Genomic DNA, 21,113 nt, shown 5'->3' with positions numbered 1-21,113 from the left:
GTCTAAGCAGATAAACTCAAAGTTAACTACCGGTAACTTTCCTCTTACAAAACAGGCCTAATTTCAATTTTAATTAAGATATACCATCTTTAGGCGTAAAAAATCCATATCAAATTTGATATTTGCAAAAGCTGATAAATCTTTCAACCTTCATCTATGGAAAATACTGCCTTATTAAAAGCCATTATTGAAAATGCTATCGATGGCATTATTACTATCGATGAACGGGGGATTGTCGAATCTATCAATCCTTCGGCCTGCAGGTTATTTCAATATGAGCCTCATGAAGTTATCGGCAAAAATGTATCGATACTGATGCCCCAGCCATACCGGCAGGAACATGATCATTATATCAATCGATATCAAACTACCGGTAAACCACATATCATTGGTATAGGTCGTGAAGTAACAGGCTTGCGTAAAGACGGCACCCAATTCCCGTTCAGACTTGGGGTTAGTGACGTAAATTTTTCGGGGCGTAAAATATATGCCGGTTTTATACACGACCTTAGCCGTGAGAAGGAAGCAGAGGACAAGCTAAAGGAATACACATCACACCTGGAGGAAGTGGTAGAGGAACGCACGCTCTCCTTAAAACAATTTGTTCTCGAACTGCAAAAAGCCAAAGAAGAAGTGAGCCAGTCCCTCGAAAAAGAGAAAGAACTGGGACAATTGAAAAGCCGTTTTGTTTCCATGGCATCGCATGAGTTTCGTACGCCACTAAGCGCTGTTCAATTATCGGCCTCGCTTATTGATAAATATGCCGAGCCTTTGCACAGCCTGCAGATTAGCAAGCATGTTAATAAAATCAAAAATGCCGTTGGCAACCTCACTACCATTCTGAATGATTTTCTCTCGCTCGAAAAACTGGAAGCCGGCCGTATTGAACCATCATACACCAGGTTTGACCTGGTTAAGCTGGCCGAAGAGCTAACTGAAGAAATGCAGATTATGGCCAAGCAAAACCAAAATATCCTTTATCAGCATACAGGTACAGATAGTATGGTTTACCTCGATATTAACCTGCTCAAAAACTGCATCATCAACCTCATCACAAACGCCATCAAATATTCGGGCGAAGACAGCTTTATTGAATTTAGTACTGAAATAAATGCTTCCGGCTGTTCCATTACTGTAAAAGATAATGGCATAGGCATTCCCGAAAGCGACCAGAAGCATTTATTTGAGGCATTTTTCAGAGCGCACAATACAGGCAATATCGCGGGTACCGGTTTAGGCCTTAATATTGTGGCCCGGTACACTGCCCTTATGAACGGCAGGGTTGATTTTCAAAGTAACGTAAACGAGGGTACTTCATTCACCATTTCATTTTCCGCATCATGAACCAAAAAATCCTGATCATCGAAGATAACAACGATATCCGCGAAAACGTGGTAGAAATACTGGGGTTGGCCGGTTACACGGTATTTGAAGCCGATAATGGTAAAACCGGTATTGAACTGGCCGTTAACAACCTGCCAGATGTAATACTTTGCGATATCATGATGCCCGAGCTTGATGGTTATGGCGTTTTATTTATGCTGAATAAAAATCCCGAAACCGCCGCCATACCTTTTATATTTTTAACCGCAAAGGCCGAACGGATTGACCAACGCAAAGGCATGGAAATGGGTGCCGATGATTACTTAACCAAGCCTTTTGATGATATTGAACTGCTAAACGCCATTGAAAGCAGGCTCAGGAAAAAAACTGCCCAGCAAAGCTTTTATAGTCAATCGCTCGAAAACCTAAACTCAATTGTATCGAAGAATAGCGGTCTCACCGAACTTAAACGTATTATTAGCGAACGCAAGGTACGCCTGTTTAAAAAAGACCAGGTAATTTATTACGATGGTGATAAGGGGAATGGCTTGTACCTGATATTGAAAGGCAGAGTTAAAACCGTTAAACTGGCAAACGATGGCCGTGAGTTGATGACCGCCATCCACTCTGCCGAGGAATACCTTGGGGTAAATGCCATGCTCTCGAACGAGGCTTACACAGATACAGCAACCACCCTGGAGGATAGCCAGCTGTGCCTGATCCCGAAAGATCAATTGGACAACCTGCTCAATTTATACCCAGATATTGCGCGTGAGTTTATCAAACTGCTTTCTAATCATATCCGCGACAGGGAAGAGCAATTATTGCAGCTTGCGTATAACTCAGTACGAAAAAGGATGGCCGATACCCTGGTGCGACTGCATAAACAGCAGGGTGGGGATTTCAAAATTTCGCGGGAAGACCTTGCTGCTATGGCCGGTGTGGCAACTGAAACTGTGAGCCGTACCCTTACCGATTTTAAAGATGAAAACCTAATCGATAAAAAAGGGAGCCAGATCACCGTGCTTTCGCCCGAACGGCTGGCCAAAATGAAAAACTGACCGCTGCTATTTTTAGATGATCCTGCTCATTCACTGAGCAATGACTTGATTACAACAAACCATTTGCACCCCTGTGCAACCTATTTTTGTATCAACACCAACAGCTCCTGTGGCGTTTCATAAGTTGTACCTTTGTAGCTGAGTACTTTAGCGCCAACGCATACGGTATCAACGGTTTTGGTAGTGTGTGTAATATAGATCTTCCCGCGCACGTCCGGTTCTGTACCGTCACTCACCATTTTCATACCGGTTAGCAATTGCATTACACTATCAACGCCCGGCTTTTTATTAAAGTTTTTTTCTTTCCCTTCGGGGAAGTAATAATCAAACTTATCGCAGGTGATCCTGAACTGTGTTTCGCGGCCAAGCTCGGTGAACTTAAATTTGATGGATTGGACATCATCATTTGAGCTGGTTTCGCTTTTGCAGGCCGCAAATGACAGTGCTGCAAGGAAAATAAGTTTATAACTTTTCATTATCAGTTCGATATTACGGTTCCAATAAAGTTAAGGTGTTTACCAATAGAATAAAAGTTGATATAAAAATCCTCTCAGGGGGCAGGGACCTATTTCAATTCATCCAACACCCTAAACATTTTCTCCTTTATACTCCTGTTCGGGCCGCTGAAATTATTAACCATGATAGAAAAACAAAGCTCTCGGCCGTTTTTGGTTTGATAACCGGCATAACACAACACATTATTGATGCTGCCGCTTTTCATTTTCATATCATTATAAACCGGCAGACTTGTATAAAAATCAGCAAACCAGCTTTCCTTCTTTGCCGATTGCAGGATGCGGGCCAGCGTTAACGTAGTTACCCTGTCACCGGGCGAAAGGCCGCTGCCGTCGTAAATATTCATGCTGCGGGTATCTATACCTTTGGCCGCCCAAAACTTTTGTACCTCATCCACACCATTTGCCGTTGTAGGCTTGCGTCCCTGTTTCCAGGCTATGGTTTTGAGTAACTGCTCGGCGTACAGGTTAATACTTTTCTGGTTAAGCCAGTAAATTATTTTGCTTAAAGTTGGTGATGATATAGTTGCCAGATTTTTAGCATTTACAGGCAATGGCAGGTTTTTAGCGCTCAAAGTATTGGCTGACTCCGGCTCATTACCGATAATGATACCTAAACTCCTCAGCGTATCATTGAGCCGCAACGCAGCATCATAAGCAGCATCAGGGACAGCGGCCGAAATACTTTTTTTCTCCTGATCAACAGCATAAGTTCCGCGCAGATATATTACTTTACTGCCAACCGGTAAAAAAGCATAAGCATTATCGCCTGAGCCGGCAGAACCATTTGTCAACTCGCTTTTAAATGCAAGGTATGGCATCAGCGGAACAGTACGTGATATGCCAACCGGGTTACCAACCGCACCCGTACGCAGCTTTATATCAAATTGATTTTCGCGCCAGCAAAGACCCGATGTACCGGCTCCGTAATAGTTACCGATGTCCTGCCAGATCCAGCCTTCGGGGATGGATTGTGTACCGAAGATGCTGTCATCGCCAATGATGCGGCCGTTAACTTTTTTGATCCCGGCCTTTCGCAAGGCGTCGGCCATAAGGGCCAATACATGCCCCTCTTTGGTTTGCTCATAACGCCAGCTGCCCAGGGTTGGGTCGCCGGCACCTTTAATGACGATATCGCCGGTCAGGGTGCCATCGGCCCCAATCTCACCGGTATAACCCAATTGCGTTTGATATTGAAAATCGGGACCTAAAATATTAAAAGCCGTAATACTGGTAATGGTTTTAAGCGTTGAGGCGGTAGCCAAACCCATGTTAGGGTTACCGCCAAACACCTGTTCCCCGGTTTTGGCATCAAGTACGGTTAATGATACTGAAGCATAATTGCACTGGCTATCCGCCTGCAACCTCCCAAAAGCATTTGATATTTTTTGCTGAAGCGTTTGCGCCGCAACAGACTCTCCTATAAATAAAAAACTAATTACCAGTAAGCGCCTCATCCTGTTTTTTAACGTTCCGTTGCGAAATATAATATATGGGCACACCAATCAATACAATAATTAAGCCCGGCCAGGTAAACTGCGGTTTGTAAATGATCAACAATACACAAAATATCAGTCCCATAATAATGTATATGGCAGGCAAAATTGGGTATCCCAATGCTTTATAAGGGCGCTCAGCATTTGGATGTTTTCTCCGCAGAATATAAATGCCGAAGATGGTAAGAACATAAAAAATAACCACTACAAAGGATATCATATCCAACAAATCACCGTAACGGCCGCTTAGGCAAAGTATCGAAGCTACCACGGCCTGAATCCATAAACCAAACTCGGGCACGCCAGATTTATTTAATTCACCTGTTTGTTTAAAGAATAACCCATCTTTTGCCATAGTGTAATAAACCCTTGCACCCGAAAGTATCAGGCCGTTATTGCAGCCAAAAGTTGATATCATGATCATTATTGCAATGATATAAGTACCGAGATTACCAAATATGATATGCGATGCAGCTACAGCAACACGGTCTTTATCGGCAGTTGCGATATCATGCATAGATAGCACGCCAGTATAAGCAACGTTAGCTGATACGTAAATGATAGTTACTATTAAAGTCCCTAAACCAAGACTTAGGGCAACATCCCTTTTAGGGTTTTTCATTTCACCTGCTATAAAGGTTACGCTATTCCATGCATCACTACTGAATATCGAACCTACCATCGAAGCTGCAATAGCACCCATGGCAGCAGCAAGGGTAAGACTAACAGTTGTATTATCCGCTTTAAGGTTATGAATATCCCAGGCGTTACTCCAGTTGGCATGCCATATTTCAGGCTTTAGCGCTACAAAACCAAATATGATCAAACCAAACAAACTTAAAAGCTTGGTAAGTGTGAATGTGGTTTGGATAAGTTTGCCACTTTTTACTCCTTTGGTATTAATATAAGTAAGTAATACAATGATGAAAATTGACATCAACTGAGCGGCGCTGATCTTTAAGAAACCGAGTTGAAAAAGAATGTTCTCCTCGCTAAGCGGATGAATCAAATAAGCAGCAAACTTACTAAAGGCCACCCCTACCGCCGCAATAGTACCTGTTTGGATCACTGCAAAAAAGCTCCAACCATATAAAAAAGCGATGAGCTTGTTGTAAGCCTCTTTTAAATAAACATATTGGCCGCCAGCTTTGGGAAACATACCGCTCAATTCGCCGTAGCTAAGGGCCGCGGTAAGGGTCATGAAACCGGTGATAACCCAGATAGCTATCAGCCAGCCTGCCGAGCCTACGTTACGGGTAATATCTGCACTAACAATAAAAATACCTGAGCCTATCATGGATCCTGATACCAGCATGGTACCGTCCAGCAAGCTAAGCTCATGTTTCATTTTTGGTTGCGATGAGTTTTTCGCCATATATTGTTTTAGGGTTTAAATCTCTAAACTATTCAAAAAACTTTAATATTAACGATCACTATAGTAAATAAATAAAATTACTATTTTGCAATCACCAATTGTTATTACACACTGTTAAACCAAGCAGTACTACTTTATTAAACCAAATTTGTGATATGGATTTTCTGAACAATTATTTAATTTATTTAATTCCTGTTTTGGGGCTTATCGGGATCCTTGTTATGGCTATTAAAGCCGCCTGGGTTACCAAACAAAACGCCGGTGACGGCGACATGGCCACACTCGCCGGTTACATTGCCGATGGCGCTATGGCCTTTTTACGTGCCGAATGGAAAATATTAGGCGGCTTTGTTGTGGTTGCCGGTATTTTGCTGGCATGGTCGGGCACAACGGTTACCACTTCAAGTCCTGTTATTGCCATATCATTTCTGATAGGCGCGTTTCTATCTGCCTTTGCAGGTTATCTGGGGATGCGTATTGCTACCAAAGCTAACGTACGTACTACACAGGCTGCACGCACCAGTTTGGCACAGGCATTAAAAGTATCATTCACCGGCGGAACAGTAATGGGCTTAGGCGTTGCCGGTTTGGCCATTATTGGTTTAGGATCGCTTTTTATTGTTTTTTATCAGTTTTATGTTGTTAAAGTAGCAGGCAGCAGTGTTAACGGCGAAGCCATGGCAAAAGCGCTTGACGTTTTAGCCGGTTTTTCATTAGGTGCAGAATCCATAGCTCTGTTTGCCCGTGTTGGCGGCGGCATTTACACAAAAGCGGCCGACGTAGGTGCCGACCTTGTTGGTAAAGTTGAAGCCGGTATCCCCGAGGATGACGTGCGCAACCCGGCCACCATTGCAGATAACGTAGGTGATAACGTAGGCGATGTTGCCGGTATGGGTGCCGACCTTTTTGGCTCGTATGTAGCCACCATGCTTGCTACCATGGTATTGGGACGCGAGATTGTATCGCACGATAATTTTGGTGGTATTGCCCCCGTATTGCTGCCAATGGTAATTGCCGGCCTTGGCTTGATATTTTCGATAGTGGGCGCGGCTATGGTGAAAATCAAATCTGAAACCGACAGTGTGCAAAAAGCATTGAACATAGGTAACTGGGCATCAATTATACTAACTGCTATAGCTACATATTTTGTTGTACAATGGATGTTGCCTTCGGGCGAATTTCACATGGTGCGTGATGAAGTTAACGGGGTGGTAAAAACTGACGTGATACCTTTTACAAAAAACGGTGTTTTTGGATCGATATTGGTTGGCCTGGTAGTAGGTACTTTAATGTCGATTATAACCGAGTACTACACCGCCATGGGTAAACGACCGGTATTGAGCATTATCAGGCAGTCGTCAACCGGTCACGCTACCAATATTATTGGTGGTTTATCTGTAGGCATGGAATCAACCGTGTTGCCTATTCTTGTTTTGGCATCGGGTATTTATGGGTCATATTATTTTGCCGGTTTATATGGTGTAGCTATTGCCGCTGCCGGTATGATGGCAACAACGGCCATGCAACTGGCGATAGATGCTTTTGGGCCAATTGCGGATAATGCCGGGGGTATTGCCGAAATGAGCCGCCTGCCCGAAGAGGTTCGTCACCGTACCGACAACCTGGATGCTGTTGGCAACACTACGGCCGCTACCGGTAAAGGTTTTGCTATTGCTTCGGCAGCATTAACTTCACTGGCTTTATTTGCGGCTTTTGTGGGTGTTGCAGGTATTGAACATATTGATATTTATAAGGCCAACGTACTGGCAGGTCTGTTTGTTGGCGGAATGATTCCGTTCATTTTTTCTGCTTTAGCTATTGCGGCGGTGGGCAGGGCGGCTATGGCCATGGTAGAAGAAGTTAGGCGCCAGTTCCGCGAAATTCCGGGTATCATGACTTACGAGGGTAAACCAGAATACGAAAAATGTGTGGCTATCTCCACCAAAGCGTCGATCCGCGAAATGGTTGCCCCTGGTTTAATCGCACTGATCACCCCTATTATCATCGGTTTTGCCTTTGGCCCCGAAGTGTTAGGCGGCTTGCTGGCCGGTGTTACCGTATCGGGTGTATTGATGGGGATTTTCCAAAGCAATGCAGGTGGTGCATGGGACAACGCCAAAAAATCATTTGAAAAAGGCTGTGATATCAATGGCGAGATCTTCTACAAAAAATCAGAACCGCACAAAGCATCAGTAACAGGTGATACTGTAGGTGATCCGTTTAAAGATACTTCAGGCCCATCCATGAACATCCTTATTAAGTTAATGTCGATAGTTTCACTGGTTATTGCCCCGCACCTGAACAGCCATCCGGCTGCAACCAGCGCAAGAATCCAAAAAGAAATGAACAAACAACCTATGAGCATCCATATGGTTGTTAAAGTAGAAAAAAGCGTTTAATAGTTTTTATAGTTAATAAAGAGAGCCGCCTGTTGAGGGCGGCTTTTTTTGTCTGAACCAGAATTTATACGATTTGCCGGATTATCGGTTTATTAATAAGAACGGGCCGCGGAGAACATAGACGAGATTTGAGAACCTCTATTTAACATAATCCCTTTCACCTTTCACCTTTCACCTTTCACCTTTCACCTTTCACCTTTCACCTTTCACCTTTCACCTTTCACCTTTCACCTTTCACCTTTCACCTTTCACCTTTCACCTTTCACCTTTCACCTTTCACCTGTATTCCAGAATATCCCCCGGCTGGCAGTCAAGCGCCTTACATATGGCTTCGAGTGTTTCAAAACGGATGGCTTTCGCCTTGCCTGTTTTTAGGATAGAAAGGTTTGATATGGTGATCCCTACCCTGTCGCTCAGTTCATTTAATGACATTTTTCGTTTTGCCATCATCACATCAAGATTTACTATTATCGGCATGACTTAAATAGTTAAAGCTTGCTCCTCTTTAAGCCTCGCCCCTTGCTTAAATGCTTCGGCCAGGATAAATATCAAGATAGCAAATACCAGCGTGCCAAAATTAAACGCCGATGTATTGATGATTTTTAGCGGCACATGCAATTTAGCTATTAACACCTGATAGGATACCTGCTGCCCTATATAATCAGTCAATGTAAACAGCAATAACAGCATCCCTGTGCTTTTGATCAGCCTAATACATCGCTGCTCAAATAAAGTACCCTCTACAATATTTACAATAACCTTATTAATAAGATAGGCTATTCTTATTACTATCAGAGTTGTAATAAGTATCAGCCCAGTTTCAATCGCGTTTAATGGCCAGCTTACAGATATATTATCATTATTAACTACTATATCACTGTTTATAATTATATTCTTTAAAGTATAGTTTTCACCTATCTTCATTTCGCCCCCATTTTTTTGCGAAATGAAGCTTCCGTCAATAGTGGCTTGCAATGTTGGACCGTATCTTTTAGCGCCATCTATTGTACCTATTCCATCATTGTATCCATCCTTAAACCCCTGCCAGAAATCGGCAGCCATATTCTGAAAAACAAACAAACCAAACACTATATAAACAAGTATTTGCAGGGCACGTACCTTTTTCATTACACTACAATATTAATTCAATTCAAATAAAAACAATATTTATTAAATAACAAAATAAATTCATTGTTTTACAATAAATTTTATGCGATATACATAAATTTAAAATTTTGAATATAAAATTTTACACTGGTATTGCTATTTCTGATTTATATGTTTTATTTTAGAAACAAAATATTAGCTTTGCACGTTCTATTCAGAATATAACGAATAGAGAGGTTTATTAAATAGATGAGACAACTCAAAATAACGCAATCCATTACCAATCGCGAGTCGCAATCGCTTGATAAATATCTGCACGAGATTGGTAAGGTAGACCTAATAACCGCCGAAGAAGAAGTAATTTTAGCGCAAAAGATCCGCGAGGGCGACCAGGCGGCATTGGAGCGTTTAACCAAAACTAACCTTCGCTTTGTTGTATCTGTTGCTAAACAATACCAAAACCAGGGCCTCACACTGGGCGATTTAATTAACGAGGGTAACCTCGGCCTGATTAAAGCCGCCAAGCGTTTTGATGAAACCAAAGGCTTTAAATTTATATCATATGCTGTATGGTGGATCCGCCAGTCAATATTGCAGGCTATTGCCGAGCAATCGCGTATTGTGCGTTTACCGCTTAACCAGGTAGGTTCATTAAGTAAGATCAGCAAGGCTTTTTCAAAACTTGAACAGGAGTACGAGCGCGAACCATCGCCTGAAGAACTTGCTGATATATTGGAGACCACTGTTGATAAGATCTCCGACACACTGAGTAACTCTGGTCGCCACGTATCAATGGATGCACCGTTTGTACAGGGTGAAGAGAATACATTGCTTGATGTACTGGAAAACCAGGAACCAAACACCGATTCGATCCTGATCAATGAGTCATTATCTGAAGAGATCAAACGTTCACTATCAACCTTAACTGAGCGCGAGCGCGAGATCATTGTATTGTTCTTTGGCTTAGGCACCAACCATCCGCTTTCATTAGAGGAAATTGGTGAGAAGTTTAATTTAACCCGCGAGCGTGTGCGCCAGATCAAGGACAAAGCCTTGCAACGCTTGCGCCATACTTCAAGGAGCAAGATCCTGAAATCATACTTAGGTTAATCAAAAAATTTAAAGGAGATATTAAAAGCCACCAGTTATGTAACTGGTGGCTTTTTTCTTTAGCATGGTTAGCTGCAATACAACAACTGCCGCCCCTCAACTACTAATGACGATTTATCAAAATGACTTAATGACTAAATAAGCCGCCTGTCAAAACTAAAAGGCTCTCTTTTTAAAAGTTTAATATTAAAGGCATCGGAATGCAAAGGATTAAGCAGATAATTAAACTCGGCAGGTACAATTGATGAGGGTACTTTCATTAATAAGTATTCCTGCTTTTTCAGAAAAGCATCTCCAAGCTCGCGCAAAATTACCGGCCCGGTGATATCCCGCCAATCCGCAGGTAGCTGTTCAACCTCAACAGTAATTATTTTACTATCGGGAACTTCTATTTCAGTAAGACAATAATTTCCCGGAATTATCAGCGGATCTAAATGTACCAAAACCTCAAGCACTGCTAACGACCGGGATGAAGCAAGATAAAGCATCGGCTTACCTTCACTATTCCACCTACCTCCATACAAGCGAGCCCCAGTGCCGCTCAGGTCGGCAGCATAATTGCATTTGGTAATACGGTAAAGTATCATCAGGCAAAAATACCGTGCTCTATACGGCCAAGCTCTTTAAAAACCATATCGAAGCCGGCTGATGTATCCAGGATAGTTACAGGTGCCTCGCCCCTGAAAACTACCGATGGCGTTTTAACCCAAATCTTGAATTTATCCATCGATTCAAAAACCTCCTCGCCGCGGGTATAAAGCCGTGCAAGTTCAATAGCCTTTTCGGCGTACTCGGTTTTGATAATGGCGTCATCCTCGTAGCGTTGTAAAGTACGCTCAGAGATATGTAATATATTGGCGAGCTCCTGGATGTTTAGGGAGATTTTTTTTGCGAAGGAAAGCAAAGCGCTTTTAGCGATCCCTTTACGTGCAAGACTGATAATATCAAAATCACTTAAATTATTAATGTCAGACAAAGCATCTGAATTTGATTGATTTGACTTATTTTTTACAACTATATCTTGCTCAAAGTCTATTTTGCTCGATCTATAAGCAGGTACAGCTTGTAATTCTTCAGCATTAATGGCACGCAATTTCATACTGAGGTCTTTCAACCGCATAATACGCTCTCGTGATTTGCGAAGCTGATCTTCAATAGATTCTGTCGACTCATTAGCTACTTTTTTGCCAATTCTAACTTCTTTCTCTACCGTTATTTCCAAATCGCCTAAAAGCTTATCTATAGGAGATTTATCCAATTTTTTAGCTTCAGCTGCGTTTTGTTTATGGAAAACCTTTTTTGACATTTATCCAAATATAACTACCATTTGTCGCATTTACAAATATCAAGCCAACAAAAAAGCGATAAGTTTTAACCTATCGCTTTTTATCACTGAGTCATTGTTCATTAAGTTATTGACCTGTGATTTTAAGACTTACGAAGTTTTGGAAACTTCGTAAGTCTGGTTAAGAGTTTATTCTGCTATTATCAAAAAATAGTTCTTCTTACCTTTTTGAGCTACGATGAATTTACCGCCAATCAAAGCATCTGCATTATAAACATCATCGGCAGTACCTATTTTGACTTTATTGATAGCAACACCACCACCTTGTATCATCTTTTTAGCCTCGCCTTTTGAGGCAAAAACAGCTGTTTTAGCAGCTAAAAGATCAGCAGCATTAATGCCCTGCTCCAGTTCACTCAATGCTATATTATAATTAGGTACACCGGCAAATAAGTCTAACACTTCCGCATCGCTAAGCTCATTCAAAAACTCAATCCCGATATTCCCAAATAAAAACTCTGATGATTTTATTGCCTTTTCGTATTCGGCCTCACTATGCACACGGATGGTGATATCCTTAGCCAGTGCTTTCTGCAATACTCGGGTATGTGGTGCAGCATCATGCTCAACCTCCATCGCTTCAATAACCTCACGATCAAGCAGAGTAAAAATGCGGATATATGACTTAGCGTCAACATCGGTGGTGTTTAACCAAAACTGGTAAAACTGGTATGGCGAGGTGCGTTCGGCATCAAGCCACACTGCTCCGCTTTCTGTTTTTCCAAACTTGGTACCATCAGCTTTTTTGATAAGGTTGGTAGTTAAGGCAAAAGCCTCACCGCTATCTTTGCGACGGATTAGCTCAGTACCGGTAACAATGTTTCCCCATTGATCGCTGCCACCCATTTGCAATGAGCAGTTATGGTGCTTCCATAAGTAGTAAAAATCATAGCCCTGTACCAACTGGTAAGTAAACTCTGTGAACGACATACCTGTGTCGCCTTCCAAACGTTTCTTCACCGAATCTTTGGCCATCATATAGTTAACCGTAATGTGTTTACCCACATCACGGATAAAATCAAGAAAAGTAAAGTTTTTGAACCAATCGTAATTATTTACCATTTCGGCACTGTTGACACCGGTATTAAAATCGAGGAAACGGGTAAGCTGCTTTTTTACGGCTTCCAGGTTGTGCTGCAGCACATCCTCTGATAATAAATTACGCTCGGCAGATTTGCCCGACGGATCGCCTACCATGCCGGTAGCCCCACCAACCAAAGCATATGGTTTATGACCTGAACGCTGAAAGTGGATCAGGGTCATGATCTGGGTAAGGTGACCAACATGCAATGAATCGGCAGTTGGATCAAACCCGATATACCCCGAAGCCATACCTTTATTTAACATATCCTCGGTTCCCGGCATTTCGGTATGCAGCATGCCGCGCCAGCGTAATTCTTCAACAAAGTTCATATCAAGTTCTGTTTCAAAAAGGTGCAAATATAAATGAAATTGATACACTAATTTTCACTAATTGAATCGAATTTCACTAATTGCAGATACCCCCTTTGAAAAATTCGTGTAATTCGATTTAATTATCTATTCGTGAAAAAATCCGTGCTTATATAGGTTAACTACAGGTAAAATCTGTTTCAAATAATTACTTATATTTCGTATCTTGAGCAAAACCGGGTATTTTGCAAGGCAAGGCTTATGAATTTTTTATCGCATTTTTATTTCGACAGGGATACGACCAACTGTTACCACGTGCTGGGAACGGTGCTGCCCGACCTGCTGAAAAACGCCGATAAAAACATCATCCTTCATCCCGAAAAACTGCACCACACTGATAACAAGGTTAATTCGATCATAGCAGGATGGAACAAACACCTTGATGTCGACCGGTATTTTCACTCATCTGCTTTTTTCACCACCCGTTCGCATGAGCTTAAAAAGTTGTTAGCCCCGGCCTTAATAAACTCGCCGGTAAAACCATTTTTTTTAGGGCACATCGCACTTGAGTTAATTATTGATAACCTGCTGCTGACCACTGGCAAAATAAGTGTCACTGAATTTTACGACCATTTAGAAGGTTGTCAGGACGATAAAATAAAAAGCTTTTTAACCTTTGCCGGGCTTGAGGATACTGCCGTTTTCTTTAAATTTTATGAAGGTTTTAAAAAAAGCCAGTATCTGCATACTTATGCCGAAACGCACCAGATTGCCTATGCATTAAAACGGATCTGTATGCGCGTTTGGAAAAACCCATTCACACCAGAGCAGGAGGTGATCATGGATGAAATATTGAGCAGTTACCGCGAGGAAATGCTGAATGATTTTATGCAGATTTTTCAAGAGATAGAAAATAAACTCAACGCAAATTAAAGTTTGTCTTTATATTTACTGGTTAAAAAACCTTATCTCAATGAAAAAAACAATCTGCATACTGTTATCGGTATATTCAATTTTAACCTACTCCTGTAAAAAAGACAAGAAGGAGACCGCATCGATAATAGGAAAATGGTATTGGGTTGAGCAAACCTATGATGATTACACTAATGATAAATTGACTGATCATCGTGATTATACCACTACGCTTGACCCGCTTAGTTATTTTGAATTTAAAGTCGATGGCACATTCATTGAAAACCCCCAAGATCGTAATGGGCTTTTTGAATATGGCAAATATCAAATTGCTGGCGATAGCTTATTTGTAAAAAGGGATATTGACCAAAAGGCCACTCGGTATGCTATAAAAAAAATTACAAGCTCAAGCCTGGTCATACATTTTTCTGGCAGTTCCTCTATATACCGGGGAGAAGTAGAATACACTATGAAAAGGCAATAATTATTTGTTAACTGGCCTTAATATTAAGACTTACAAGAGTGGCAATTAGTATCAAAAGTTATTCTAACTCGTTTCTGACCTAAAATTGCCTGAATATAAGCAATTAACATTAAAAAATTTCTTTTTTCAATAAAATATATCCGTACCTTTGCAGTCCCAATTAACAAATTGGGAAAAGGAGAAAAATTATTTAATGGCAAAAAAACAAGAAGCAGAAAAAGAATTAAAAGCGAAAGAAGCTGAACTGGGTACAGTTAAAGCGGCTGGCGAAAAAGAAACTATTGAATCAGAAGCTGATTCAATATCAATTGAAGAGATCAAATCAAAAATCGCGGCTACACCAAGCGAAGATTTCGACTGGGATGCTGACGACAAAAAATTTGGTAACTACAGCGATGACGACCGTGAGAAATTTGAGAAATTGTATGATGGAACTTTCAGCTCTATCACCAAAGGCGAAATCATCACCGGTACTGTTGTTAACGTTAACAACAAAGATGTTGTACTTAACGTAGGTTTCAAATCAGACGGTTTAGTATCAGTATCAGAATTCCGTGACACACCTGATCTGAAGATCGGTGACAAAGTTGACGTTTTTGTTGAATCGCAGGAAGATGCTAACGGTCAGTTAGTACTTTCACGCAAACGTGCAAAAACTCAAAAATCATGGGAGCGCATTAATTCAGCCCTTGATAACGATGAAATCATCACCGGTTTTGTTAAGAGCCGTACTAAAGGTGGTTTAATTGTTGACATTATGGGCGTTGAAGCCTTCTTACCTGGCTCACAGATCGATATCAAACCTATCAGGGATTACGATGTGTATGTAGGTAAAACTATGGAATTCAAAGTTGTTAAAATCAACCACGAATTCAAGAACGTTGTGGTATCGCACAAAGTGCTTATCGAAGACGATCTGGAAAACCAAAAAACTGAAATTGTTGCTCGCCTTGAAAAAGGTCAGGTATTGGAAGGTACCGTTAAAAACATTACCGACTTTGGTGTATTCATTGACCTTGGTGGTGTTGACGGCTTACTGCACATTACAGATATTTCATGGGGCCGTATTGAGCACCCACGCGAAATTTTGGCATTGGATCAAAAAATCAACGTTGTTGTGCTTGACTTTGATGACGAGAAAAAACGTATCGCTCTTGGCTTGAAACAATTAACCCCTCACCCTTGGCAAAGCCTTTCTGAAGACATTCAGGTTGGTTCAAAAGTGAAAGGTAAAATCGTTACCGTTGCTGATTACGGTGCATTCCTTGAAATCATCCCTGGTGTTGAAGGTTTGATCCACGTATCAGAAATGTCATGGTCACAAAACCTGCGTAACCCTCAGGAATTCCTGAAAGTTGGTGACGAGATCGAAGCTCAGGTATTGACTTTAGACCGCGAAGAGCGCAAAATGTCACTAGGTGTTAAACAATTAACTCCTGATCCATGGCAAAACGCTGCTGAAAGGTACGCAGTTGGTACTCAGCACGTAGCTACAGTTAAAAACATGACCAACTTTGGTGTATTTGTTGAACTGGAAGACGGCATCGACGGCTTAATCCACATCTCTGACCTTTCTTGGTCTAAAAAAGTTAACCACCCTAACGAATTCACTAAAGTTGGTGAAAAATTAAACGTGGTTGTACTTGAGCTTGATGTTGAAAACCGCAAACTGAGCTTAGGCCACAAACAGCTTGAAGAAAACCCTTGGGATACTTTTGAAACTATCTTCACTATCGACTCGATCCATGAAGGTACTGTTATCAAAGTAACCGACAAAGGTGCTATCGTAGCTTTACCTTACGGTGTTGAAGGCTTTGCGCCAACCAAACACTTAGTTAAAGAAGACGGTAAGAGCTTAAAAGCTGAAGAAGCTGCTGAATTCAAAATCATTGAATTTAACAAAGAAAACAAACGTATCGTTATTTCACACTCACGTATCTGGGAAGAAGCCCGCGCTGATGCCCGCGTACAGGAATTTGAAAACCGTAAAAAAGAAGCAAAAGCTGCTACTAACGCGGTGAAAAAAGTGAAAGATTCTGTTGAAAAATCAACTTTAGGCGATCTTAGCGTATTAGCTCAGTTAAAAGAGCAAATGGAAGGTGCTGAAAACAAAGCCCGCAAGGCTGCACCTGCTGCTAACAGCTCTGAAGAAGAAGCATAATTTTAGCTTAAGCAATTATATAAGCCCCTTTGGTTATCCGGAGGGGCTTTTTGTTTCCCTTTTATTTTATTGCGCTCATTTGCAATGAGCGCTTAATAGGGCTTGGCAATTGTATTGCCCGTGGCGTTATAAACGCAAACCCGTGTTATGCACTCGTTAAAAACGAGCGCGAGTTAGTTTTGTATATTTGGGATATGACCACCGGCGAAACCAACCTCAATACCCTACTTAAAAACATGACACCCGTAATTAATGAAGGTGACTATGTTTATTTCACAACATCATCATTAAGTAACATTAACACTGATGCTATCATAGCTTTTTTTTTAAAGAACAGGAAGCCGTAACCCTCATTCTAAAAAAAGAAACAGCCGATAAGCTAAATCTTGAATACAGCTATATTGCCGCCTGGATCACTTTAACCATCCATTCATCACTGGAAGCGCCTGGTTTAACCGCTGTATTTGCAACTGCGCTGGCCAATGAAAATATCAGCTGCAACGTAGTAGCTGCTTATTATCATGATCATATTTTTGTCGCGAAAAAAAGATGCAGAAAGGGCGATGTTGACTTTAAGAAAACTTGCCGAATAACTGAATTGTAAAAAGTCTCCCCTATCGGGGGAGATTTAGAGGGGGCTTTTGAAAACAAATTATTACTTTTGCCCAAATCCACCCATACGATGCAAAATCTAACACTGCTCGACGGACAAAAGTTTCAAATTACCATACAACGTTTATGTCGCCAGTTAATTGAAAATCATAACGACTTTTCAAATACAGTATTAATTGGTATTCAGCCGCGTGGCATTTATTTAGCCAAACGCGTTGCAGAAGAACTTAGAAAAATCCTTCCCGATAAAAACATACTGCAAGGCGATCTTGATATCACCTTTTACCGCGACGATTTCCGCCGCCGCGAATCACAACTGGTACCTAATCAAACAAAAATAGATTTTATTATTGAAGGTAAAAAAGTGATCATGATGGATGATGTGCTGTGGACAGGCCGTACTATTCGCGCCGCTATGGATGCCATGCAGGCATTCGGCAGGCCGGAGAAAATAGAGCTACTGGCTTTGGTTGATCGCCGTTACTCGCGCCACATCCCGGTATCTGCCGATTATGTGGGTATCGAGGTCGATTCTATCGCATCACAAAAAGTGGTAGTTAGCTGGAAGGATACTGACGGCGAGGACAAGATCGTTCTTGTTTCAGAGGTACAGGAATAAAATATAATATACACAAAGCGTCATTGCGAGGTACGAAGCAATCCCAAATTGTACAGAGCTATCATGCAAGAAGTCTCTGCTAATCGGGGATTGCTTCGTACCTCGCAATGACGGAATAAAAATAAAAATTCAGAAATCGAACATCCGAAATCCGAAATCAAAATAACATGGCAGGACTGAGCACACGACACTTATTGGGTATAAAAGATTTGAACCAAGCAGATATTGAGCTGATATTTGAAACTGCGGATACCTTTAAATCTGTTTTAAACCGACCGATCAAGAAAGTGCCGTCGTTACGGGATGTTACCATCGCTAATATTTTCTTTGAAAACTCAACCCGTACCCGTTTATCATTTGAACTGGCCGAAAAAAGGCTTTCGGCTGATGTGATCAACTTCGCGGCCTCATCATCCTCTGTAAGCAAAGGCGAAACGCTGATCGATACAGTAAACAACATCCTGGCTATGAAGGTTGATATGGTAGTAATGCGTCATCCGTACGCAGGCGCCGGGATCTTCCTGTCAAAACATGTTAAAGCACAAATCGTAAACGCAGGAGACGGTGCACATGAGCACCCTACCCAGGCCTTGCTTGATGCTTTCTCTATCCGTGAAAAATACGGCGATGTAGCTGGAAAAAAAGTGGTGATTGTGGGCGATATCCTGCACTCACGCGTGGCACTTTCCAACATCCTTTGCCTTAAACAACTGGGTGCCGAAGTAATGGTTTGCGGCCCAACCACGCTTATTCCAAAATACATAGGCTCGTTAGGTGTAAAGGTTGAACACAACCTTATTAAAGCCCTTAATTGGTGCGATGTTGCCAATATGCTCCGCATTCAGCTGGAACGTCAGGATATTAAATATTTCCCTTCACTAAGGGAATACACCATGCTTTTCGGGCTTAACAAAACCATTCTGGATTCGCTGGATAAAGAAATCACTGTGATGCACCCCGGCCCTATTAACCGTGGTGTGGAGATCACCAGCGATGTGGCCGACAGCAAACAGTCTATCATTCTCGACCAGGTAGAAAATGGTGTTGCCGTACGCATGGCTGTACTTTACCTGCTGGCCGGACAAACACCAACCATATAAGCGCATGTTTCAGATATGAAATTCAATTTTAAAACATATCTGAAACATACTTACAAAACCGAACTGGTTTATCTTGCCGTTATTGTTGCACTGTATTTTTACGACCACAACAATATCATCTTTCTTTTATTTTTCCCGTTCTCGTTTGTACAGGGTTACTATCGTTATCAGTATAAATTAACCCAGGCCGAAAAACTTAAGGCCAAAGGCCTCACCGAAGAGGACATCGACAACATTAGCTTTGTAAAAAAGTGGGAGCACTCGCGCCAACGCGGTATGTGGAACTATTGTATCATCGACGGCGGGTTTATTTTCGGATTGGCAATATCCCTTATCACAAGTGTAGCCTGGCTAATTTTCAAAGGCAAAGACATGCACACATTACTTGCCGAACCCGGCGATATGTTTGCTTTTATCGGTTTTAATTATATCATCGGAGCCGGTATTGCCGTTATCATATTCCGTATGAAATGGAAATACAATGAGAAACGTTTTGTGCGCCTAACCGATCCTTTGGCCGATAATTACTTTGCCAAAGATTACCAGGATATTTAAGTCAGTAGTCGTAAGTCAACTTTTCCCTTCAGGATAAAGACTAAACGACATTAATTAAACACGAATTATTTCATGAAACTCAGGTTCTGCTTTATCTTACTTTTATTTTCCCCTGGCATAATCTTTGCCCAAAGCCATCAGCAGTTCAAAACCGATTCGGTATTTGTGCTGGTGAAGAAATTCTTCAATGCCAAACAAGCTGACTCCATTTATACCTTAACCGGGCCTAATTTCAGGCATGCCGTAAGTGCGGGCCAGTTCCGCAGTCTTACCGAGCAACAATTGTTCCCCTTAAATGAAATTAAAGGTTCAACGGTAATCAGCTTTGTTAACAATAAAGTAAGTACCTACAAACTGGTATTTCAGTCGGCAACATTGCAACTGCTTATGAGCCTCGATGCAGGTAATAAAATTGAACTTTTTCTGTTTCAGCCATTTAAAGATGTCACAGCCGATAAAACCACACAGGTACCTACCTCCAACAAACTGCTCAACCCAATGGATAAACAGGTTGATGAAATTGCCCGCCCGTATATTCAAAAAGTAAATACAGTAGGTTTGAGCATAGGCATATTAAAAGACGGACAGATCAGCACTTATAATTACGGAGAAACCGCCCGCGGCAATAACCAGCTACCAACGGGCAATACAATCTTCGAAATTGGTTCTATTACCAAAACATTTACCGCTACTTTACTGGCTTATTACGCCAACGAGGGCAAAGTAAAGTTAACTGATCCCATAACCCAATACCTGCCCGATTCAGTAAAAACCAATGTCGCACTGAATGATATAACTTTGCAAACGCTAAGCAATCATACTTCTGGGTTGGCAAGGATCCCGGAAAACCTTCAGTTTGATTCTGCCAGTGCAGCAAATCCCTATAAAAGTTATAATAAAAGGCTACTGTTTAGTTATCTAAAAACCTGCAAACTCAACAGTAAGCCAGGAGAACAATACGCATACTCCAATTTGGGAGTTGGTTTATTAGGAATGATACTATCACAGGTAAGCGGCAAAACATTTGATCAGATGGTGCAGGAAGTGATCTGCAGTCCCTTGGGGATGAAAAATACAGTACAGCATTTAAGCGCTTTACAACTGCCCCATTTTACCAAAGTATACAGTCAATACGGTAATGCAACAGTAGCCTGGGATTTTAACGCCCTTGCCGCCTGCGGGGCCCTCCATTCAACGGTAAATGATTTGCTGATATATGCAAAGGCAAACATGGCAAATGGTACAGACAAGCTATCAAAGGCTTTTGAGCTAACCCACCAAATCACCTACAGCAAAGATGCCAAAATAGCCCTCGGCTGGCACATTATTTTGGTTGATGGTGTAGAATACATTTTCCATAACGGTGGCACTTACGGCAGCAGTAGCTTCCTGGCTTTTAATGCTGATAAGAAACTGGCAGTGGTTATACTATCCAATGCTGCTGAAAGTACGGATGCTGTGGGGACGGGGATTATTAAGAAGTTGCAGGCGGAGGGGAAATAGAACAAAAGAAACAGGGATTATGCGATTTCCCTCTCGAGAGTAAT

The 21,113-nt window shown here is 41.6% G+C and carries 21 protein-coding genes; 13 read left to right on the top strand and 8 right to left on the bottom strand.

Features of this window, described 5'->3' with window-relative positions:
* Positions 1 to 156: 156 nt before the first annotated feature.
* Together IEX80_RS12155 and IEX80_RS12150 are read left to right on the top strand one after the other, a co-directional pair.
* Positions 157 to 1,344: a PAS domain-containing sensor histidine kinase gene (locus tag IEX80_RS12155; RefSeq protein WP_090523281.1), complete on the top strand. Its 1,188-nt coding sequence runs from the start codon at positions 157 to 159 to the stop codon at positions 1,342 to 1,344.
* Positions 1,341 to 2,384, top strand: a complete 1,044-nt coding sequence (locus tag IEX80_RS12150; RefSeq protein WP_090523277.1) for a response regulator — start codon at positions 1,341 to 1,343, stop codon at positions 2,382 to 2,384. Before IEX80_RS12155 ends, IEX80_RS12150 begins: the two co-directional genes overlap by 4 nt.
* A gap of 80 nt (positions 2,385 to 2,464) precedes the next feature.
* On the opposite strand, the gene IEX80_RS12145 is transcribed toward IEX80_RS12150, so the two are convergent.
* From IEX80_RS12145 to IEX80_RS12135, 3 genes are all read right to left on the bottom strand, one after another.
* Complete coding sequence (locus IEX80_RS12145) at positions 2,465 to 2,860, bottom strand: hypothetical protein (RefSeq protein ID WP_176623192.1); 396 nt, start codon at positions 2,858 to 2,860, stop codon at positions 2,465 to 2,467.
* Positions 2,861 to 2,949: 89 nt separating this feature from the next.
* Positions 2,950 to 4,356: a D-alanyl-D-alanine carboxypeptidase/D-alanyl-D-alanine endopeptidase gene (dacB, locus tag IEX80_RS12140; protein ID WP_188833046.1), complete on the bottom strand. Its 1,407-nt coding sequence runs from the start codon at positions 4,354 to 4,356 to the stop codon at positions 2,950 to 2,952.
* A complete protein-coding gene (locus IEX80_RS12135) occupies positions 4,334 to 5,770 on the bottom strand; it encodes an APC family permease (protein WP_090523263.1) in 1,437 nt (478 codons plus the stop codon). Before IEX80_RS12135 ends, dacB begins: the two co-directional genes overlap by 23 nt.
* A gap of 155 nt (positions 5,771 to 5,925) precedes the next feature.
* On the opposite strand from IEX80_RS12135, the gene IEX80_RS12130 reads away from it, so the two are divergent.
* On the top strand, positions 5,926 to 8,169 hold the full coding sequence (locus IEX80_RS12130) for a sodium-translocating pyrophosphatase (RefSeq protein ID WP_188833045.1): 2,244 nt from the start codon (positions 5,926 to 5,928) through the stop codon (positions 8,167 to 8,169).
* A gap of 276 nt (positions 8,170 to 8,445) precedes the next feature.
* Here the strand turns inward: IEX80_RS12130 and IEX80_RS12125 are convergent, their stop codons facing one another.
* Positions 8,446 to 8,646, bottom strand: a complete 201-nt coding sequence (locus IEX80_RS12125) for a helix-turn-helix domain-containing protein (protein WP_090531574.1) — start codon at positions 8,644 to 8,646, stop codon at positions 8,446 to 8,448.
* Between the two features lie 3 nt (positions 8,647 to 8,649).
* On the bottom strand, positions 8,650 to 9,297 hold the full coding sequence (locus tag IEX80_RS12120) for a DUF2975 domain-containing protein (RefSeq protein WP_188833044.1): 648 nt from the start codon (positions 9,295 to 9,297) through the stop codon (positions 8,650 to 8,652).
* 228 nt (positions 9,298 to 9,525) lie between these two features.
* On the opposite strand from IEX80_RS12120, the gene IEX80_RS12115 reads away from it, so the two are divergent.
* The gene (locus IEX80_RS12115) at positions 9,526 to 10,386 is read left to right on the top strand and encodes a sigma-70 family RNA polymerase sigma factor (RefSeq protein WP_090466905.1); all 861 of its coding nucleotides are present in this window, start codon (positions 9,526 to 9,528) and stop codon (positions 10,384 to 10,386) included.
* A gap of 134 nt (positions 10,387 to 10,520) precedes the next feature.
* Here the strand turns inward: IEX80_RS12115 and IEX80_RS12110 are convergent, their stop codons facing one another.
* From IEX80_RS12110 to tyrS, 3 genes are all read right to left on the bottom strand, one after another.
* A complete protein-coding gene (locus IEX80_RS12110; RefSeq protein WP_188833043.1) occupies positions 10,521 to 10,973 on the bottom strand; it encodes an RES family NAD+ phosphorylase in 453 nt (150 codons plus the stop codon).
* Complete coding sequence (locus IEX80_RS12105) at positions 10,973 to 11,692, bottom strand: type II RES/Xre toxin-antitoxin system antitoxin (protein WP_229701613.1); 720 nt, start codon at positions 11,690 to 11,692, stop codon at positions 10,973 to 10,975. The genes IEX80_RS12110 and IEX80_RS12105 overlap by 1 nt, the downstream gene beginning before the upstream one ends.
* Before the next feature lie 168 nt (positions 11,693 to 11,860).
* The gene (tyrS, locus tag IEX80_RS12100; RefSeq protein ID WP_188833042.1) at positions 11,861 to 13,144 is read right to left on the bottom strand and encodes a tyrosine--tRNA ligase; all 1,284 of its coding nucleotides are present in this window, start codon (positions 13,142 to 13,144) and stop codon (positions 11,861 to 11,863) included.
* Between the two features lie 240 nt (positions 13,145 to 13,384).
* Here tyrS and IEX80_RS12095 point away from each other — a divergent pair, with 240 nt between their 5' ends.
* The 9 genes from IEX80_RS12095 (at position 13,385) to IEX80_RS12060 (ending at position 21,069) form a co-directional block, all read left to right on the top strand.
* The gene (locus IEX80_RS12095) at positions 13,385 to 14,056 is read left to right on the top strand and encodes a hypothetical protein (RefSeq protein ID WP_090531567.1); all 672 of its coding nucleotides are present in this window, start codon (positions 13,385 to 13,387) and stop codon (positions 14,054 to 14,056) included.
* Between the two features lie 40 nt (positions 14,057 to 14,096).
* A complete protein-coding gene (locus tag IEX80_RS12090) occupies positions 14,097 to 14,519 on the top strand; it encodes a lipocalin family protein (RefSeq protein WP_090531564.1) in 423 nt (140 codons plus the stop codon).
* A 193-nt stretch (positions 14,520 to 14,712) separates the two neighbouring features.
* Positions 14,713 to 16,680 (top strand): 30S ribosomal protein S1, encoded by a 1,968-nt coding sequence (gene rpsA, locus IEX80_RS12085; RefSeq protein ID WP_091218204.1) that lies wholly within the window; start codon positions 14,713 to 14,715, stop codon positions 16,678 to 16,680.
* A gap of 194 nt (positions 16,681 to 16,874) precedes the next feature.
* Positions 16,875 to 17,027, top strand: coding sequence for an ACT domain-containing protein (locus tag IEX80_RS27800; RefSeq protein ID WP_218117124.1), 153 nt, complete (start codon positions 16,875 to 16,877; stop codon positions 17,025 to 17,027).
* Positions 17,028 to 17,032: 5 nt separating this feature from the next.
* The gene (locus tag IEX80_RS27985; protein WP_354437283.1) at positions 17,033 to 17,284 is read left to right on the top strand and encodes an ACT domain-containing protein; all 252 of its coding nucleotides are present in this window, start codon (positions 17,033 to 17,035) and stop codon (positions 17,282 to 17,284) included.
* Positions 17,285 to 17,362: 78 nt separating this feature from the next.
* Positions 17,363 to 17,911 (top strand): bifunctional pyr operon transcriptional regulator/uracil phosphoribosyltransferase PyrR, encoded by a 549-nt coding sequence (gene pyrR, locus IEX80_RS12075; protein ID WP_090531558.1) that lies wholly within the window; start codon positions 17,363 to 17,365, stop codon positions 17,909 to 17,911.
* A gap of 167 nt (positions 17,912 to 18,078) precedes the next feature.
* The gene (locus IEX80_RS12070; protein WP_090531556.1) at positions 18,079 to 19,011 is read left to right on the top strand and encodes an aspartate carbamoyltransferase catalytic subunit; all 933 of its coding nucleotides are present in this window, start codon (positions 18,079 to 18,081) and stop codon (positions 19,009 to 19,011) included.
* A gap of 15 nt (positions 19,012 to 19,026) precedes the next feature.
* Positions 19,027 to 19,566, top strand: a complete 540-nt coding sequence (locus IEX80_RS12065; RefSeq protein ID WP_090531554.1) for a hypothetical protein — start codon at positions 19,027 to 19,029, stop codon at positions 19,564 to 19,566.
* Between the two features lie 72 nt (positions 19,567 to 19,638).
* Complete coding sequence (locus tag IEX80_RS12060; protein ID WP_188833041.1) at positions 19,639 to 21,069, top strand: serine hydrolase domain-containing protein; 1,431 nt, start codon at positions 19,639 to 19,641, stop codon at positions 21,067 to 21,069.
* Positions 21,070 to 21,113: the final 44 nt, after the last annotated feature.

The sequence above is a fragment of the Mucilaginibacter rubeus genome (assembly GCF_014643835.1).
Classification (GTDB): Bacteria; Bacteroidota; Bacteroidia; order Sphingobacteriales; family Sphingobacteriaceae; genus Mucilaginibacter; species Mucilaginibacter rubeus.
This window is presented reverse-complemented; position numbering and strand designations above follow the sequence as displayed.

Excerpts from the sequence above, each read along its gene's own strand:
- IEX80_RS12155 (WP_090523281.1), top strand. The coding sequence starts at position 157 with ATGGAAAATACTGCCTTATTAAAAGCCATTATTGAAAATGCTATCGAT.
- IEX80_RS12150 (WP_090523277.1), top strand. The coding sequence starts at position 1,341 with ATGAACCAAAAAATCCTGATCATCGAAGATAACAACGATATCCGCGAA.
- IEX80_RS12145 (WP_176623192.1), bottom strand. The coding sequence starts at position 2,860 with ATGAAAAGTTATAAACTTATTTTCCTTGCAGCACTGTCATTTGCGGCC.
- dacB (WP_188833046.1), bottom strand. The coding sequence starts at position 4,356 with ATGAGGCGCTTACTGGTAATTAGTTTTTTATTTATAGGAGAGTCTGTT.
- IEX80_RS12135 (WP_090523263.1), bottom strand. The coding sequence starts at position 5,770 with ATGGCGAAAAACTCATCGCAACCAAAAATGAAACATGAGCTTAGCTTG.
- IEX80_RS12130 (WP_188833045.1), top strand. The coding sequence starts at position 5,926 with ATGGATTTTCTGAACAATTATTTAATTTATTTAATTCCTGTTTTGGGG.
- IEX80_RS12125 (WP_090531574.1), bottom strand. The coding sequence starts at position 8,646 with ATGCCGATAATAGTAAATCTTGATGTGATGATGGCAAAACGAAAAATG.
- IEX80_RS12120 (WP_188833044.1), bottom strand. The coding sequence starts at position 9,297 with ATGAAAAAGGTACGTGCCCTGCAAATACTTGTTTATATAGTGTTTGGT.
- IEX80_RS12115 (WP_090466905.1), top strand. The coding sequence starts at position 9,526 with ATGAGACAACTCAAAATAACGCAATCCATTACCAATCGCGAGTCGCAA.
- IEX80_RS12110 (WP_188833043.1), bottom strand. The coding sequence starts at position 10,973 with ATGATACTTTACCGTATTACCAAATGCAATTATGCTGCCGACCTGAGC.
- IEX80_RS12105 (WP_229701613.1), bottom strand. The coding sequence starts at position 11,692 with ATGTCAAAAAAGGTTTTCCATAAACAAAACGCAGCTGAAGCTAAAAAA.
- tyrS (WP_188833042.1), bottom strand. The coding sequence starts at position 13,144 with ATGAACTTTGTTGAAGAATTACGCTGGCGCGGCATGCTGCATACCGAA.
- IEX80_RS12095 (WP_090531567.1), top strand. The coding sequence starts at position 13,385 with ATGAATTTTTTATCGCATTTTTATTTCGACAGGGATACGACCAACTGT.
- IEX80_RS12090 (WP_090531564.1), top strand. The coding sequence starts at position 14,097 with ATGAAAAAAACAATCTGCATACTGTTATCGGTATATTCAATTTTAACC.
- rpsA (WP_091218204.1), top strand. The coding sequence starts at position 14,713 with ATGGCAAAAAAACAAGAAGCAGAAAAAGAATTAAAAGCGAAAGAAGCT.
- IEX80_RS27800 (WP_218117124.1), top strand. The coding sequence starts at position 16,875 with ATGACCACCGGCGAAACCAACCTCAATACCCTACTTAAAAACATGACA.
- pyrR (WP_090531558.1), top strand. The coding sequence starts at position 17,363 with ATGCAAAATCTAACACTGCTCGACGGACAAAAGTTTCAAATTACCATA.
- IEX80_RS12070 (WP_090531556.1), top strand. The coding sequence starts at position 18,079 with ATGGCAGGACTGAGCACACGACACTTATTGGGTATAAAAGATTTGAAC.
- IEX80_RS12065 (WP_090531554.1), top strand. The coding sequence starts at position 19,027 with ATGAAATTCAATTTTAAAACATATCTGAAACATACTTACAAAACCGAA.
- IEX80_RS12060 (WP_188833041.1), top strand. The coding sequence starts at position 19,639 with ATGAAACTCAGGTTCTGCTTTATCTTACTTTTATTTTCCCCTGGCATA.